This window comes from Pelosinus propionicus DSM 13327 (genome assembly GCF_900114615.1).
Lineage (GTDB): Bacteria > Bacillota > Negativicutes > DSM-13327 > DSM-13327 > Pelosinus > Pelosinus propionicus.
This window is the reverse complement of record NZ_FOTS01000002.1, coordinates 39,978-56,887: the sequence shown is the minus strand read 5'-3', so window position 1 is coordinate 56,887 and position 16,910 is coordinate 39,978. Positions and strand designations below refer to the sequence as shown.

15 protein-coding genes are annotated in these 16,910 nt (G+C 38.7%); 13 read left to right on the top strand and 2 right to left on the bottom strand.

The genetic code is table 11. The features are described from left to right. Positions 1-203 precede the first annotated feature (203 nt). Positions 204-674: a hypothetical protein gene (locus tag BMZ99_RS01295; RefSeq protein WP_090932173.1), complete on the top strand. Its 471-nt coding sequence runs from the start codon at positions 204-206 to the stop codon at positions 672-674. A 117-nt stretch (positions 675-791) separates the two neighbouring features. Here the strand turns inward: BMZ99_RS01295 and BMZ99_RS01290 are convergent, their stop codons facing one another. After that, positions 792-1,742, bottom strand: a complete 951-nt coding sequence (locus BMZ99_RS01290) for a 1,4-dihydroxy-2-naphthoate polyprenyltransferase (protein WP_090932171.1) — start codon at positions 1,740-1,742, stop codon at positions 792-794. Positions 1,743-1,888: 146 nt separating this feature from the next. Here BMZ99_RS01290 and BMZ99_RS01285 point away from each other — a divergent pair, with 146 nt between their 5' ends. Both BMZ99_RS01285 and BMZ99_RS01280 read left to right on the top strand, forming a co-directional pair. Beyond that, positions 1,889-2,092, top strand: a complete 204-nt coding sequence (locus BMZ99_RS01285) for a hypothetical protein (protein WP_090932169.1) — start codon at positions 1,889-1,891, stop codon at positions 2,090-2,092. A 489-nt stretch (positions 2,093-2,581) separates the two neighbouring features. Beyond that, positions 2,582-3,211, top strand: coding sequence for a hypothetical protein (locus BMZ99_RS01280; protein ID WP_090932167.1), 630 nt, complete (start codon positions 2,582-2,584; stop codon positions 3,209-3,211). A 358-nt stretch (positions 3,212-3,569) separates the two neighbouring features. On the opposite strand, the gene BMZ99_RS01275 is transcribed toward BMZ99_RS01280, so the two are convergent. After that, positions 3,570-4,415, bottom strand: a complete 846-nt coding sequence (locus BMZ99_RS01275; protein WP_090932165.1) for a serine hydrolase — start codon at positions 4,413-4,415, stop codon at positions 3,570-3,572. 328 nt (positions 4,416-4,743) lie between these two features. Between BMZ99_RS01275 and BMZ99_RS01270 the strand changes: the two genes are divergently transcribed. From BMZ99_RS01270 to BMZ99_RS01225, 10 genes are all read left to right on the top strand, one after another. Continuing rightward, a complete protein-coding gene (locus tag BMZ99_RS01270; RefSeq protein WP_090932163.1) occupies positions 4,744-5,700 on the top strand; it encodes a phosphoglycerate dehydrogenase in 957 nt (318 codons plus the stop codon). A 27-nt stretch (positions 5,701-5,727) separates the two neighbouring features. Further along, positions 5,728-6,384: a bifunctional 2-keto-4-hydroxyglutarate aldolase/2-keto-3-deoxy-6-phosphogluconate aldolase gene (locus BMZ99_RS01265; RefSeq protein ID WP_090932161.1), complete on the top strand. Its 657-nt coding sequence runs from the start codon at positions 5,728-5,730 to the stop codon at positions 6,382-6,384. 29 nt (positions 6,385-6,413) lie between these two features. Beyond that, positions 6,414-6,851, top strand: coding sequence for a PTS sugar transporter subunit IIA (locus BMZ99_RS01260; protein ID WP_090932159.1), 438 nt, complete (start codon positions 6,414-6,416; stop codon positions 6,849-6,851). Positions 6,852-6,896: 45 nt separating this feature from the next. Then, complete coding sequence (locus BMZ99_RS01255; protein WP_090932157.1) at positions 6,897-7,388, top strand: PTS system mannose/fructose/N-acetylgalactosamine-transporter subunit IIB; 492 nt, start codon at positions 6,897-6,899, stop codon at positions 7,386-7,388. Between the two features lie 24 nt (positions 7,389-7,412). Further along, on the top strand, positions 7,413-8,174 hold the full coding sequence (locus BMZ99_RS01250) for a PTS mannose/fructose/sorbose/N-acetylgalactosamine transporter subunit IIC (protein ID WP_090932155.1): 762 nt from the start codon (positions 7,413-7,415) through the stop codon (positions 8,172-8,174). Next, entirely contained in the window at positions 8,174-9,004 is an 831-nt protein-coding gene (locus BMZ99_RS01245) for a PTS system mannose/fructose/sorbose family transporter subunit IID (protein WP_090932153.1), read from the top strand. Before BMZ99_RS01250 ends, BMZ99_RS01245 begins: the two co-directional genes overlap by 1 nt. A 51-nt stretch (positions 9,005-9,055) precedes the next feature. Next, the gene (locus BMZ99_RS01240; protein ID WP_090932152.1) at positions 9,056-10,111 is read left to right on the top strand and encodes an Ldh family oxidoreductase; all 1,056 of its coding nucleotides are present in this window, start codon (positions 9,056-9,058) and stop codon (positions 10,109-10,111) included. A gap of 171 nt (positions 10,112-10,282) precedes the next feature. Next, the gene (locus BMZ99_RS01235) at positions 10,283-13,096 is read left to right on the top strand and encodes a sigma 54-interacting transcriptional regulator (protein WP_175490448.1); all 2,814 of its coding nucleotides are present in this window, start codon (positions 10,283-10,285) and stop codon (positions 13,094-13,096) included. Between the two features lie 54 nt (positions 13,097-13,150). Then, positions 13,151-13,978, top strand: coding sequence for an HAD family hydrolase (locus BMZ99_RS01230; protein WP_090932150.1), 828 nt, complete (start codon positions 13,151-13,153; stop codon positions 13,976-13,978). Between the two features lie 230 nt (positions 13,979-14,208). Continuing rightward, complete coding sequence (locus BMZ99_RS01225; RefSeq protein WP_090932148.1) at positions 14,209-16,791, top strand: RyR domain-containing protein; 2,583 nt, start codon at positions 14,209-14,211, stop codon at positions 16,789-16,791. Positions 16,792-16,910 lie beyond the last annotated feature (119 nt).

The following is a 16,910-nucleotide window of genomic DNA, read 5'->3' as shown; positions in this document are numbered from 1 at the left end:
TTCATAATATGAAAGTGATTATGTAATAGTTACTTAATATCGAGACAATGGCGGCATTATTTTTCTGTTATTAGGAAGGAACTGTGCTGCGGGATCAACAGTAGTACTGATTTTTTCACGAAAAGATTCTTGATAATCACGTTCATATTTTCCTTGAATAGAATAAAGTAAACCCCAAATTTTATGAGTAGGAGTTGAACGTTTTGTCTATAAAGCAGCATCCTAGTGGATTAAAGCTTGATTTTGGTTCGACAGTGACAATCCTTACAACTGCCGTTGCGGACACCAAACATTGCAGACGAGTAAATGGGCAAGGCATATTTACTGGTGTTGTTCTTGAAGAATCTGAGCTCAGGTTAAAAAGAAGTTCCAAGCATCTACTGATTTCCGTTGATGGCTTAAGTGAGTTGCAGGATGATAGTAAAAAAGAGGTGGGAGATTGCTGTTGTCATGAAAATAAACATGATGATAAACAAAATGATTGGGAGGAACATAAATCCCACGATAAAAAGGGTTTTGAAGAACATAAAAATGATTATGAGCATGAAGTAAAAACAATGCAAGAATTTGTGATTTTGTCTTTGACATGCCCATCTTTTCCGTTTATTCCAGGACAGATCGTTTGGATCAGCATTGATCAAATCATTGCTTTGACAGTACTTTGTAAAAATTAAATCATGATAAACGAGAACCTCCTGCAAAAACTCTAACGTGAGTTTGCAGGAGGTTCGTTTATCAATTCATGGATGCAGAGCCTTTATCCCTTTAGGGTAGTAGATGTAAGTTCATTTTTAGTGGGCAGACCAATATTGAATGAGCAGCCCCAGAATCAAGGAAAAGCCAAAAAGAGTATTGGTTTGTGCTGTGGCTACCATGGCTGGCGCTAGAGATTCTGGAGTTGTATTTTTAAGAAAAATTTGTGAAGCTTGGATGGCTCTGGGGATACTGATGAAACATAAAAGAGCCCAAAGAGGCAGTATATCAATGGTCACTAAAAATAAGATCCATACATAAGAGAAAGAAAACATTCCGATTAAACAGTAAGTTGCTTTGGTTCGCTTTAAAAGGATTGCCAGAGTTTGTCGACCATGTCTTCTGTCATCTTCTAAATCACGAAGATTATTAGACATTAAAATAGCTCCGATTAAAATAGAAGTTGATATTGAGCCCATAACGGCTATGGTGGAGACAGTATCAGTTTGAAGATAAAAGGAAATCATAATAATGACGAGTCCCATACAAATACCTGAAACCAGCTCACCAAATGGTGTTGCTGAAAGAGGAAAAGGACCGCCAGAATAAAGATAGCCTACAGCAGCACAACAAAGTCCAATAGGGAGCAGCCACCAGCTGCTTTCGTGGCAAAGATAGAGTCCCAATACGATTGCCGAAATCACTGTACATTGTGCAACAGCTAAGATTTGCTGAGGATCAACACCATGGCGAACAATAGCACCACCAATTCCCAAAGAGTGTTCGTGGTCCAAGCCACGTTTATAATCGTAATATTCATTAAATATATTTGTTGCAATTTGCATGAGAATACTTGCTAGGAGCATAATAAATAGTAAGTCTAGCCGAATTTGATGGGAAGGTAAGGCTAAAACGGTGCCAATAGCTACTGGTACGAAAGAGGCTGTTAAGGTGTGTGGACGAAGTAGTTTCCACCAGATACTCCATTTAGGTCTAATTACTGGAGTAAGCGCTTGTATGGGTTGCCTGACTTGCTGTGGTGTATGCATATTCTGACACCTTCTCCTATTTATTATCATTTTTTGTATATATAATTCCATATCATCGAAAAAAATCCTTTTTCTTCATTCTTCATAAGATATTTTTCAAATGAAAAATATCATTTATGGAAATATAATCTAAAGGAGGTGTAGCAATGGTTAGTACAGGAAAAGTCACGAATGTTGTGGAGGAAGGAAATGCCATAAAAATCAATATTGTTTTTATGGATGATACTCAAAAGACTGTCACTTTGGAAAATGAAGATAGTAGTAAATATAAAGACAAATATGTTATTTGTGGTATCGATTCAGATAATAATACTAAAATACTAGAGATTGTTGGTGATGATCTGGAGTAGACTATGAAAATAAGGCCGTCTTTCCTTGTAAGTCAGACGGTCTTATTGTACAATAAAAGGACAAAAGGCCTAGAAAACTATGACATTTTACACGTGTAAAAATCTTCTATTTATTACGATAATTAAAGTAATGGCAGATAATTGAAGTTTTTATAAAGGAGACGATGTTATGTTTGTTATAGAGCCATGGTTATCGAATGTACTGCATCTTGTACTGACGGTCGTTTTTTTATTATATTTATATCGTCTAAGTGAGAAATTGAATGATTAAAACTGTAAAGATTCTTTGTCTGTAAAACCCCGCTCAGTCAATAAACTGAACGGGGTTTTACATTTGTCTATTAGTTTAATTTGCAGGATAAATACAGTGGCTTGCTAAATATATTGAAGAAAGAAGTGCGTGTTTTAATGGAAGTACTTATTCTTTTAGCATATCTTATAAATACTAGTATTATTGGATTTTACTAAGTCAGTTAAGGGGGATGGAAAATGGAAATCAAGCATCCTGAATGGTTACAGCTAAAAACAGGCAGTCCTATAGTATATGGTTATAATCAAGAGTGGTATAAGACGTCTTTTCAGAAGACGAGAGGCTGCGGTCCCACGGCAGCTGCCATGCTGCTTTTGTATTTAAATAAACGTGAAGGAGGAACTTTGCCATACCAAGACCATAGTATTTCCACCATAATAGAAATACTGGAGGATGTATGGAAGTTTGTTACTCCTAATTGGTTATTGGGACTCAATAGCACTGGAAAATTTTGCAGGGGAGTAAATGTTCTTGCAGCGTATTATGGACTAAGTTGGCAATGTCGTGAACTTAGCCTTTCTGCATTTAGATTCAAGCGGCAATCACTTTTTCAAGTAGTAAAATTCTTAGAAGAAGGTCTCGCATCGGATTGTCCGATTGCATTTTTGAATTTGCATAAAGGACGAGTAATAGCTCTGGAAAGCTGGCACTGGATTGTACTTGTTTCTCTGTCTTATGACGAAAGTCAGAATTGTTATTTAGCTACTTGTTATGATGGAGGACGTTTGCTTACTTTTGATTTGGGTCTTTGGCTGGAAACGACCAGATTTGGAGGCGGCTTTGTATATGTTGCTGTTAAAATAAGTTGAAACAAATAGTAGAATGATGGTCCTATGAAAATAATTTATATAGGTATTTCATGAAATAGTACGTTATTTAATGAAAAACATGATATTTGCATGTTTCTCCTGTCTGTAAAGGAACGTATGCCTGAATGTGATTGTATAAGCAACGTCGCAATATGGAAAACTATGGTATACTAAATCTAGGTTTATTATAGAAAAGGAGATGTTCGATATGGGAGATAAGAGCCCAAAGAATAAGGAAAAGAAGAAGAAAAAAGCTGAAAAGAAGACTCTAACAATTCTAGCAAATAAATCTGAATAATTTTTCATACTAAAGCGCAACCACTGGATGGTTGTGTTTTTTCTTTACTATTATTGTTTGTTACAGATGTAAGGATTTTAAAATATTGTATGACTTGGCAGAAATATCAGCAATAAAATTACTGGCATAAGGCAGCGGCTGCTCGGTTGTAGTATACAGACTAATTAGAATCACATTCTGCCCGTCATCAATAATACCTACATCACATTGGACTCCAGGAAGCTCTCCAACCTTATGCAGTACCTTTTTCCCTTGCAGAAAGCGGGGAATTTCATCTTGAAATATAGTATTGCTCAATTCTTCTTTTAAAATGGATGAGAATTCTTTTCCAAGATAGGTTTCATTATAGATTGTTTCAAAAACCTGCGACATTTCATAAGGGGTTGTAACGCTGTGATATCCATATTCCTTGAAAGCCTTACGGTTGTGGATTCTGGTATTGACAAGATTTAGGTCACTTAGGACGCGAGTAAGGGCATCCGGTTGCTTTGCTTCTATAATATCCAATAACTCATAAAAAGCAGGATTATCGCTGACGATCATCATTTGTTTAATATTCTCATCATAGTGCTGCTTTTCGCTAGTAGAGGCATCGTGATATAAATATTTATAGACGGAAATTGCAACAACTAATTTATGGGTGGATGCTGTGGGAAAAATCATATTTTGATTAAATTGAAGAATTTGATTCGTTTTAAGATTGCGTGCATATAAACCGATTTTGCCATTAAACTGCTTTAATTCGTTCATTAGCTGCAAAGAAGATTCTTGCTCTGCTAGTGGTTGGTTAGAAATTGGCGGATCTGCTTCTACCTCTGGCTTTTCCTGGGGGGCATTTAAAGAGCTACAAGCACTGAGAAAAAATAATACTATCATAAAAAAGAGTATGAAGATTGTCTTGTTCATATTGACATCTCCTAACTATAAAATATGTTTTTTACTTAGATCATTCATAGGAACTACTATTGGGGAGTATCCTCCATTAAAGCAAGAAATATACTGGCAATGGTTGTTAATGGTGATATAGAATTAGCTAGTACACCAAAAACAGAAAGTAGTGTAGTGATAGTACTACACTACTTTCTGTTTTTCTGTAGTGAAGGAGGTAAGCTAAGAAAGACTTTTAGGGTGATGTGTAGTGGCATGGATTTTGCATAATAATTATAGATAATTCTACTTGTAGGGAAATATAATTCTCAAGAAGTTAGATATTTCTAACAAAGGAGTTGCTTCTATGAAGAAAAAGGTCTTGATAGGATCTAGAGAGCGCTCTCGCTCACCAGAGGCTATGGAAATCTTGAATGCACAAGGTTATGAACTGATAGTAAACCCTCATGATCGTGCATTAACAGAGAATGAGCTTTTGGAGATGATAAAGGGAGTCGAGGGGATGATTGCGGGAAGTGAAATAGTTACAGCGGCGGTAATTGCTGCAGGGGCTCCGACACTTAAGGTCATTGCTAAACAAGGCGTGGGATACAACACGATCAATGTAGATGCTGCTAAAGAACATGGCGTGGCAGTTACGATCACTCCAGGCGCTAATAGTAAATCTGTAGCTGATTTAGCACTAGGATTAATGATGGCAATCGCTAGACAAATTCCCCAAATGGATAGTTCCATACGAAAGGGAGAGTGGTATCGTCATACCGGTGTTGAACTGAGAGGAAAGGTTTTGGGAATCATTGGTATGGGAAATATCGGCGGCGAGGTAGCCAAACGTGCTTATGGCTTTGGTATGAAAATTATTGCCTATGATGTATACCCTAGACAAGAGTTTATTGACAATTATGGTGTAACCTATTTATCCTTAGATGAAGTATTTTCAGAAGCCGACTTTATCTCCTTGCATGCTCCTGCAATGTTAGAAACCGCTGGTATGGTTAATATGGACAGGCTGCGTAAGATGAAAAAGACCTCCTATATTATTAATACGGCTAGAGGAGAACTCATTGTTGAAGATGATTTGTATAAGGCCTTGAAGGAAGGTATCATTGCTGGTGCTGCTTTGGATGTATTTGCACAGGAGCCACCCCAAAATTCGCCTTTGATGGAGCTGAAAAATGTAGTTTTTACCTCTCATGCCGGTGCGTATACCAATGAGGCAATTGTGGGGGCTGGTGTCATGGCAGCAGAAGAAATAGTACGAGTTTTATCCGGCTCTGAGGCTAAATATTCAGTTGTAAAATAATAATATAAAAATTAGGAGGAATGAATAATGAGTAAAAAGTTTGAAAATTTACGTAAAATAATTGATGGTGGTATTGTAGTTATTATTCGCAGTGATGATACAGAGGAAGCGCAAAAAATTGCGGAAGCCTGCATCAAAGGCGGAGTTGGGGCAGTAGAAATTACGATGAGTGTGCCAGGTGCATTAAGAATTATTGAATCTTTATCTCAAACCTATAAAAATGGTGAAGTCGTTATCGGTGCTGGAACAATTTTAGATGCAGAAACTGCAAGAGCAGCCATCTTGGCTGGAGCTGAGCTTTTAGTTAGTCCTCATTTAAATGTTGATATGGTTAAAGTAAGCAACCGCTATCAGGCTATATCTATTGTTGGTGCTATGACTCCTAAAGATGTCGTGGAAACACTAGAGGCTGGTGCTGATATGGTGAAGTTATTCCCAGCAGATTTCTTAGGTGCTCAGTATGTAAAAACTATCAAGGCGCCGATTCCCCAAGCATCCATTGTGCCGACTGGCGGAGCAACGCCTCAAAACGTACATGAGTGGATTCATGCAGGCTGCGATGCAATCGGTGTAGGCAGTTATGTGACGAAAGCTCATAAAAAAGATGGTGATTACAACAAAGTTACACTAGCTGCCAGAGAGTTTGTAGAAGCTATTCAAAAGGCACGTCAACAAGGTAAGTAAGCAAATTGTAAGATAAGGAGGCGATTATAATGTCAGATACCAGTAACGAATTGGAAGAAGGTATCCCAGGTATCGTTATTGTAACTCATGGAAAATTTGGCGAAGAATTAGTTAAAAGTGCTGAAATGATCATGGGACCAATGGAAAGTGTAAAAGCGTTGTCTCTGATGCCAGGTATGGAACCGGCTGATTTTATGGCAGAGATTAATAAGGTATTAGAGTCCATGACAGAGGGATCTTTGCTGATTAGTGATTTATTTGGCGGTACTCCAGCCAATGTTTCAGCAGCTATTTCAACCACTAGGAATGTGAGTGCGGTTGCTGGCTTAAGTCTTGGTATGGTAATTGAAGCCGTAACTGCTCGGATGGGGATGCGAGGGGAAGAATTAGCAAAGGCAGTAATTAAAGCAGGACGTGATGGATGCCAAAACATCCTGGTTGAAGTACAGGAATTAGATAGTTTGTGAGAGTATCGAATATAAAATATAAAACCGCTAGGAAGGATGAAATATATGGCTAAACTTTCTTTAATCAGAATCGACTTTCGCCTGATCCATGGACAAGTAGTGGCGAAGTGGCTAAAAACAATTCAAGCTACTAAGATTATTGTTGTCAATAATACGTTGGCGAAGGACCCGGTAATGAGTAATATTTATAAAATGGCTACACCTGCTGATGTGAAATGCAGCGTAGTGGGCATTGACACATTTATGGCAGCATGGAACAAAAATCAGCTGGGTGAGGGGAATGCACTGGTTTTATTTAAAGATGTTCATACCACACTTGAAGTTTGGAAAAAGGGCTTTCCTATTGAGCAACTGCAAATCGGCGGACTGGGTGCAGGACCGGGGAGAAAAGCAGTTTATCTCAATATGACATTAAATCCAGAGGACGCTGCTATGTTAACGGAGATGAGCAGTGGAGGCGTAAATGTATTTTTCCAGGCGACTCCTGAAGACAAGCCAATGGAATACGAAAAAGTAATGGAAAGCGTAAGTTTTTAAAGTTGGAAATAAGGAGGAAAAATTATGATTCAAGCTGTTTTTGTAGGATTGTTAGCTTGGGCGCAATCTTCATCAAACCCTATTGGGTGGTGGTTAATTAGAGAACCGCTGATGGCAGGATTCTGGGTGGGACTGATCTATGGAAAACCAATGGAAGGATTGATCATTGGAGCAGCGATTAATGTAGCTTTTTTAGGCTGGAACAGTACTGGGGGAGCCAATCCATCAGATCTTTATTCAGCAGGATTGCTGGGCACTGCAGTGGCAATACAAAGTAATATGAGTACGGAACAGGCAGTTGTAGTTGCTGTTTCCATTGGCGTTATTGGCAATTATGCTTGGATTTTATTTATGTCTATCAATTCAATGGTGCCTTCCATACAGGATAAGTATGCAGAAAAAGGCGATGTTCGAGGTATTATGCTGATGCAGGCTTTACCTTCTCAAGCGGTTGTCATACTGGTAAGAGGAATTCCTGCGTTTTTGGCAGCCTTTTACGGTCCGACTGTTATTGACGGATTATTAGCTTCGGTGCCAGCTTGGGGGATTGCTGGATTTAACACTGTCGGCAAAGTACTGCCGGCTGTAGGGGTGGCCATGCTGTTGAAATATATGGCTCGTAAAGATCTGCTGGTCTTTTTTGGTCTTGGTTTTGCGGTAAGTGCTTATATGGGGATGAATAATTTATTATTTGCAGCCTTAATTGGCGCTGCAATGGGATATATATACATTTCGTTGCAGCCTAAAGAGGTGCCAGCTGGTATGAGCGAGGAGGATGAAATATAATGGCTGAAAAAGTAGAGACGGGAGTAAGCTTAACCTCAAAAGATATTGAAATGGCCACATTGCGTTGGTGGCTGATGAGTCATTTATCCTATAACTATCAAAGAATGCAGGCTGGAGGCTTTGCATCTATGATTGGTCCAATCATACAAAAATTATATCCTGATAAACCAGAGGAAGTAATTGCTGGCTTAAAAAGGCATATGATGTTTTTTAATACGGAACCTCGCTGGGGAGCTGTTATCCATGGCATAACCATTGCATTGGAAGAACAAAAAGCCAAGGGTGAAGATATCTCAGAGGAAACCATTATTGATTTAAAAAGTTCGTTAATGGGACCCCTAGCAGGAATTGGTGATACGATATCAGGGGCACTCTATAAGCCCGTATTATTAGGTATCTGCCTTGGCTGGGCGTCTACTGGCAGTTTTCTGGGACCACTGGCTTTTGCAATCGGTATGATTGGGTATGATTATACAATTACTCGCTTAAGCATTCGTAAAGGCTATCAACTAGGTACAACTGCAGTAACGACCATACTAGAAGGCGGTTTATTTAAAAAATTAACAACCTTTTTCTCCATAATGGGTCTATTTGTATTAGGAATCATGGTTTGTAAGTTTATAACTGTTGATATTGCTTTGCAAACGGTAATTGCGGGTAAGAAAATAGTCTTTAAAGAATTATTGGATCAGATCGTTCCGAAAGCATTGCCTTTATTATTAACTATCGTTAGCTGGCGAGCAATCATGAAAGGGCACCGCGTTATTAACGTGCTTTTAAGCTTATTTGCATTTGCATTGATTGGCGGGGCATTAGGTATTATTAAATAAACTTATTACTTTGTGGATTCATAATGAGTAGAGTTAAGGGGAGATTATGGTATGAGCAGCGAGCAAAATATATTTTCTGTTAGTTCACTGCATCAATTTATTGTACAGGTGCTTATAAAGGCTGGTGTGCCCGCGGCAGATGGTAAAATTGTTGCTGACAATCTTTTAAAAGCTGACCTATGGGGAGTTGGGACTCATGGGGTCAGCCGTTTCCCTCGATACCTTATGAGAATAAAGGATGGATCGATAAATTCTCAGCCGAATATTACCATTAATAAACTTTGGCCTGCTTTATTTGCAGTGGATGGTGATAATGGACTCGGTTCGGTGGTTGCAGCCAAGGCAATGGAAGCGGCCATGGATGCGGCAGAAGACTTTGGTTTGTGCGCAGTAGGTGTCAGGAGTAGCAATCATTTTGGAACTGCAGGATTTTATTGTGACATGGCAGCTAAACGCAATTATCTTTCCATTGTTTTTACGAATGCTTTATCAGCGATTCCTCCTTGGGGCGGCAAGGAAGCGTATTTAGGTACTAATCCAATTGCTATAGGATTTCCTCGGTTAGAAAAAAATCCGGTCATAATTGATTTGGCCACTAGCATTGTTGCCCGAGGGAAAATTATTACGGCTGCAAAACAGGGATTAACGATTCCAGAAGGATGGGCACTGGATAAAAACGGGCGTCCAACTACGAATGCCGAAGAAGCACTGTTAGGTATGATTTTGCCAATGGCTGGACCCAAAGGCTATGCATTGGCGCTTGCTGTTGATCATTTGAGCGGTGTACTGACAGGAGCTGCCTTCGGCCAAGATGTGGCTTCTTATCAAGGTACACATAATCAGGCTGACGTTGGACATCTTATTATTGTGATAAAAGTTGATGGGTTTATTAGCAAAGATGACTACTATAAGCGTACTGATAAATTTTGTGAAGAAATCAAAGCTGTTGAAAAAGCAGCTGGTGTTAGTGAGATATACTTGCCAGGAGAACGGGAGCAGACTTTAGAACAACAGTTATTATTGAAAGGGATTGAAATTCCTAAGGAATTGCTTGAGGAATTAAAGGAGATTTCCAGTGAATATGGGGTGCCTTTAGTCAAAGCATAAGCTAAGCATGGTTGCCAACAATTAATGTTAACATTAATCGTTGGCAACCATTACTAAAAGACTTACAATATAGTATTAGAAGGAATTTTAAATCGATAAAGCATCCGCTAGGTTAAAAAGATTATGGAACAGTATCGTCATTTGTGGCTTTTGGGGTAAGGAGTGAAGGTAATGGCTGCTAGAATGGATAAGGTAATGGAATATGTAGAACGAATCACAAAGGAAGGTCTCACAGCAGGTAAAGCAGTTGGTGTAAGTGCTGCTGCAGTTGCTGCCGAATTAGAGATTCATCGCAGTGATGCTTCGGCAGATCTAAATAAATTATGTAAATTAGGTTATGTTGAAAAAAATGGTACACGACCAGTCATGTATTTTGCTATTGAGAATGGAAATAGTCAGGCTAACGAATTTCAAGCCTTGCGTCAAAAAAATTCAGAAAATAAGAATAACGATGCTGATCACGAGATTCCTTTTTCAAATATCATTGGAAGTAAAGGCAGTATAAAGGCCCAAATTGAGTTAGCGAAGGCTGCTGTAGTATATCCGCCAAATGGTTTACACACGCTGATTTGTGGTGAAAGTGGTGTTGGTAAAAGTTTGATGGCGGAAGCAATGTGGCGGTATGCAGCGCAAATATGGGCTCGGAGAGGGAACGGAAATGAAAAGGTTCCGTTTGTTACTTTTAGCTGCGCTGATTATGCAGATAACTCACAACTGCTGCTTTCTCAGCTCTTTGGCTATGTCAAAGGTGCCTTTACAGGTGCGAATGAGGAACACGAAGGTCTGGTGGATCGAGCAAGTGGAGGAATTTTATTTTTAGATGAGATACATAGGCTTCCTCCAGCGGGACAGGAGCTGCTCTTTACGTTGGTGGATAAAGGGATCTACCGAAGGCTTGGTGAGAGTCGAGAAGAGCGAAAAGCGCAAGTAATGTTGATTTGTGCAACTTCTGAGGATATTTCCAGTTCATTGTTGATGACATTTCGACGTCGTATACCAGTACAAATTACCTTGCCCAGAATTAGCGAAAGACCCGTAAAAGAAAGAATTGGTTTAATTGTTCTTTTTGTAAAACAAGAGGCCATTCGTTTGGATTTGCCAATATGGATTTCAGGAGAAGCCTTACGTACTTTTACGTATTATAATTGTCCAGCCAATATTGGTGAATTGCGCAATGATTTACAGTTATGCTGCGCAAGAAGCTATCTATCTTATTTGGCATCAACAGTGGATAAACTAACTATTGATACAAATGTGATACCACAAAGGATATTTTCCATGGTCATCAGGCATCAAGAGGTCATTGATGCTTCTATTAATAAGCTCTTTAAGGATGGTCTTGTTGTTGAACCTGGAGGGCAGCCTTTAACTCAAAATTTATCCAATAATTATGATTTGCCTATTGATCTCTACAGTTTTATTGATAAGAAAATTGCTAGCCATCGGCAGATGCGGATGTCGGATGAAGATGTCGAATATCAAGTCGGAAAAGATTTAGAAAAATATTTTGAGTCAGTTGTCCAGGCATTTTTCAAGCCTGAGCATTCTGATATGCCGATCAGTATTATTCAACAAGACTTTTGGGAAGCTGCAAATTTACTTTTGAATGATGCTGCAGGCAAGATGAATCGGAAATATGGCAGAAAAACGCTAGTCGCATTGGCACTGCACTTGCAGCAATTTAAGGATCGAGTCGCATCAGGGCGAGTCGTCTATAATCCCAATCTTAAAGCGATAAAAACTGAACATGGGCAGGCATTTGACATAGTACAGCACAATGCTGCTGTTTTAGCAAGAAAGCTTGATGTCACGATATCTCCTGATGAGCTTGGTTTTATTGCCATGTTTTTAATTCATGGTTCTGATGATATCGCCACATCTAGAATCGGTCTGATTATAGTGGCACATGGGCGAGGGACTGCACAAAACATGGCAGAGGTAGCCAATAACTTGTTAGGTACAGATCATGTGAAATCCTATGATATTCCTTTAAATAAAAGTAATGCAAAAACGGTAGAAGAATTGCAGGAAGTGGTCTTAAAGGCCAATGAAGGCCGTGGAGTTATTATCTTGGTAGATATGGGTTTTTTAGTTACAATGGAAAACATGCTTGCCAAAGCGACCCATGTCCCCTTAAAAATTATTCCTAATGTTACTACTGCATTGGTTTTGGAAGCAGGAAGAAGAGTATTAACAACTGATGATAATCTAGAACAGGCAGTATCTAATATTTATACCTCATATGATGAATATACGTTGACCTTAAGACAGAAAAGACAGTCTAAAGTTGATCGTAAAGAAGGTAGAGGCATTATTTTAGTTACTTGCTCTAGCGGGGAAGGGGTAGCTAAAAAAATTAAAGAAATATTGCTTGACAATATTCCGGAAACTCACAATATGAGCTTTATTACCGCGGGGGCTATGAGTGACATACAAGGGATGGCTGAAGAGGTTGGAGAGGATCTGCGAATTGCTGTTGGCAGTATTGATCCAAGGTTAGAAGCGATACCTTTTGTACATGTCAGTGAATTATTTTCGCAAGATGGCATTCATCGTATTTGTGCCTTGCTAAAGTTGGACTCAATAGAAGAAAATCAAATAAGTCTGGATGAATGCGCAAAAGGAGAGGCATATGCTTTAGTTGCTGGGCAACTTAATAAATTTGTAAAGACATTATCAGTAAATCAAGTTAAAGCTTGTTGTGAAGAGTTAGTTGAAAAAATTGAACATTATTTTTTCAATGGAAAAATATCACAAGATGCTATTGTTCGTATTTATTTGCATGCTGCTTGTATGTTTGACCGTATTCATGCTGGTGAGGCATTGCAGCCTCCGGATTGGAGTGAACAGATTAAAAGCGAGAGGAAGACCGACTTTCAGCAATTAAAAAGTTTCGTAGATTACGCTGCGATAACTCTGAGAGTAGAGGTTCCTGATTCTGAAACCTGCTATTTTCTAAGTACACTTCCTGTTATAAATAAGTAACATTATAAGCGCAAGAAGACGTAGAACCTGAAACTTGCTTGAAGGAGAAATGATATGGATGTTGAATGCTGCGTATGTGATTTAGATGGCACGCTTCTGAATTCGTCCATGGCTCTTAGTGATGCAAACATTAGTGCCATACGCATATTACAAGAACGTGGGATTATGGTGGTATTGGCTACTGGGAGAAATGATCTTTACGTTAAGGACATAGCCCGTCAGTTGGGAATTTCAACACCAATTATTTCTTGTAATGGCGGCTTAGTTCGCTGGCAAGATACGGGAGAGATACTATATAGTAAGCACCTTCCTTCACCCACCGACCGTACCATAATTGAATATTGTTTAGCAAAAGATTATGATTTTACTGTCAGTAGTTATGATTGTATTTATCATCGAAAAAATAGTGAAAGAGTTGCTGTGTTTCATCAGTATAATGCTAAGGTACACCTCTCGTTGCGAGTACCGTTAAAAGAGATCACTCAGTCTGATGCTTTACCTCTAGGAAAGCTATTGAAATTATTTATATGGAAACTTAATAAAAGTCAAATCGATGAATTCTCTCAGCTTCATAATTCAGAAGGGAAGCTGACCATTGTTTCATCTGAGAAAAATGGTCTTGATATTATGGCTCAATGTACTTCCAAAGGGGAGGCACTGCGCTTTTTTACTGAGAAATATGGCATTAATCTTGCTAATACAATGGTATTTGGCGATAATTATAATGATATCAGCATGATGGAGTTAGCTGGTTATCCAATCGCAGTAGCCAATGCGGAAGAACAAGTAAAGCAGTCCGCCAAGTATGTAACCTTGTCTAATAATGAAGATGGTGTTGCCTATGCAATTCACCAGTACATTCTTGATAAACGGTTGACATGAGTTTTATGGTTGCAAGGGAGAATATAAACAAGAGTAAGGCTATAAATTAGATGTGTATGACCAAGGCACTATTTGCTGATGATGAGCAAATAGTGCCTTTTATGTAAGCGAAATAAGTGGATACTCAATCATAATTAACATATAATGTATTTATCGGCTGCATTAGTTCTTCCATATATTATTTGTACCTGTCTAAGAATAGAAAAATAACCTTGCAAGGAGTAATCAGTATGCAACGCAACAACTTAAAAATTGCCATATCCGGAGATATATGTATAAATTCTCTATATTGGACTACAGATCCGCAAAATAATACAGGGTTAAATTGGCAAAATAGTTTAAACATCCATAGTATTTTAATGCCAGGAGAAGCACTGTTATTAGCAAAGCTTGTAACCTTGGCAACAGGGTCTTGTATACTGTCTCCTCACATACAAGATCTTGAATCGATTGCATCCAAGGAATATCTTAGAGCAATGGCAGAAGTAGAACTGTTTCCTAGGTTTGGTAATAAAAAGAATAATGATAAAGTGTACAGAGTAAAGCGTCTTCTAGGGTTTGCTGGACCTGCTTCTGGTGTGCCTAAATTGCTGCCAATTGCAAATGATGACGCGAATGCTGAGATGGTTATCATTGATGATGAAAATAACGGCTATCATTCGAATGAAGAATTTTGGCCCTTAGCCGTAAAAATGCCTGATAAGTCCCCAATTATTTTATATAAAATGAGTAACCCAATCAATACTACTCTTCTCTGGAAAAATCTCGAGAAAAATCATATGGATAAAACGATCGTTATTATTAATAGTGATGATTTACGTTCAAAAGGGGTTAACATTAGCAGAAGTCTTTCCTGGGAAAGGACTGCACAGGATTTTGTGTGGCAGATAAACAATAGTCCGAATCTTGCTTTTCTGACGCAATGTCGTCACCTTGTTGTTCTTTTTGGTCTCGAAGGCGCTATTTATTATAAGAATGAGGGCGTGCCTGAATCGTGTTTATATTTTTTACCTTACGAATTTGAGGGAGAGTTTATTACGGATAGTCAGGGGAAAATGTCAGGTTTTACTTCATGCTTTGTGTCAGGAATTGCCCGCAGTATTGTTGCGGGATATGACAATAACGAAGAGCTGTCTGTATCAATAGGAGAAGGGATACGGGAAGGAATTGTTGCTGCACAGAAATATTTTATCGAAGGATTCGGTAAAACGATTGGAATTGCTCCCTTTCCTAATCCTGAGATATTCTTAGAAGGTGAAGATGACTTTATATATAAAGAACATGTGCAAGATGTAGTTATACGGCTTGCAGACAATGTAAGCTGTCAGTCTTGCTGGTATATACTCAAAGATAACAGCTCAACCAACTTGGCGGAAATTGCGTATAACATTGTCAAAAATGGTGTACAAGATGCGCTTAAATTTATACCGATTGCCCAGTTTGGAAATTTGCAAACTGTGGATAGGGGAGAAATCGAAAGTTACAGAAGTATTAAGAACCTAATGACGGAGTATATTTCTACGAATAATGCACCTCGTCCGTTGTGTATGGCAGTCTTTGGAACTCCCGGGTCAGGAAAGTCCTTTGGCGTAACCGAAATCGCCTCCAGTATTGCACCTAGACTCATTAAGAAGCTAAATTTTAATTTATCCCAACTAAGCACTCCCCTGGAGTTAATTAATGCCTTTCACAAGGTAAGAGATGTGTGTCTGGAAGGTAAGCTTCCCCTAGTATTTTTTGATGAATTTGATTCTCCTTTTGGAGAAAAACTGGGTTGGCTAAAATACTTTTTAGCACCTATGCAGGATGGTGTGTTTAGGGAAGGGGACTCTCTTCATTCGATTGGCAAAGCGATCTTTGTATTTGCTGGCGGCACAAGCAGTACCCTGCAAGACTTTTGTGGTGAGGATATTGAAGATGAACAGGAACGTAAACGCTTTTTGCTAGATTTCAAAGGGGCAAAGGGGCCGGATTTCTTAAGCCGCTTAAGAGGTTATGTCAATATATTGGGGCCCAATCAGACTAATCAGCACAACGATCAATTATTCATTATTCGTCGGGCGATGCTATTGCGTGCCCTGTTAGAGAGAAAAGTACCTCACCTTATCAAAGATAAAGGCGAAGCTCAAATTGATAATGGAGTATTGCGGGCAATGCTTAAAATTCCAAGATATAAACATGAATCAAGGTCTATGGAAGCCATACTGGAAATGAGTCTGCTCACGAATGCAAAAAAATGGGAACAATCATACTTGCCGTCCCAAGAGCAGCTGAAATTACATGTTGATGAAGAGGAATTTCTACGCCACTTGATGCATGATACTTTTTTTAGTGAGAAAATTGAAAGTCTAGCAATTGCCATTCATGAAAAATATAGAGAACTCAATCAGCATAATACAAATGTAGATTCTGAATTACTAAAAAAATGGGAAGATCTTGACGAAGATCTTAAAGAATCTGCTCGCAATCAGGCAAGAAATATTCCCAATGCTTTGCTGACGATTAATTATGATGTTATTTCTGTTAAAGAAACTCCACCTATTGTAGAGTTTACACAAAGAGAATTGGATATGCTTGTTGCATATGAACATACTCATTGGTGCCGCTATCGTAAAGGGGCTGGCTGGAAAAAGGGGAATGTGAAAGACAAGACGAAGAAAACAGATCCAACCCTTGTCAATTGGAGTAGTCTGCCTAAGGAGAATCAATATAAAATTTACCAAATGGTGGCGATTTGGCCGGAAATCCTGGCAAATGCAAATTTTAAGATGGAACGACTTAAATTTCTATGTGATTGTGAGACCGAGATGTAATCTATTATGAAAAATCAAAGCCCTTGTGCATTTTAGATCGAAAAGATTCGATTCTATGTGTATATTCGGCTTTTTCTTTTTCAATTTAGGTGTCTTTACATCTGCATTGACAATAATGA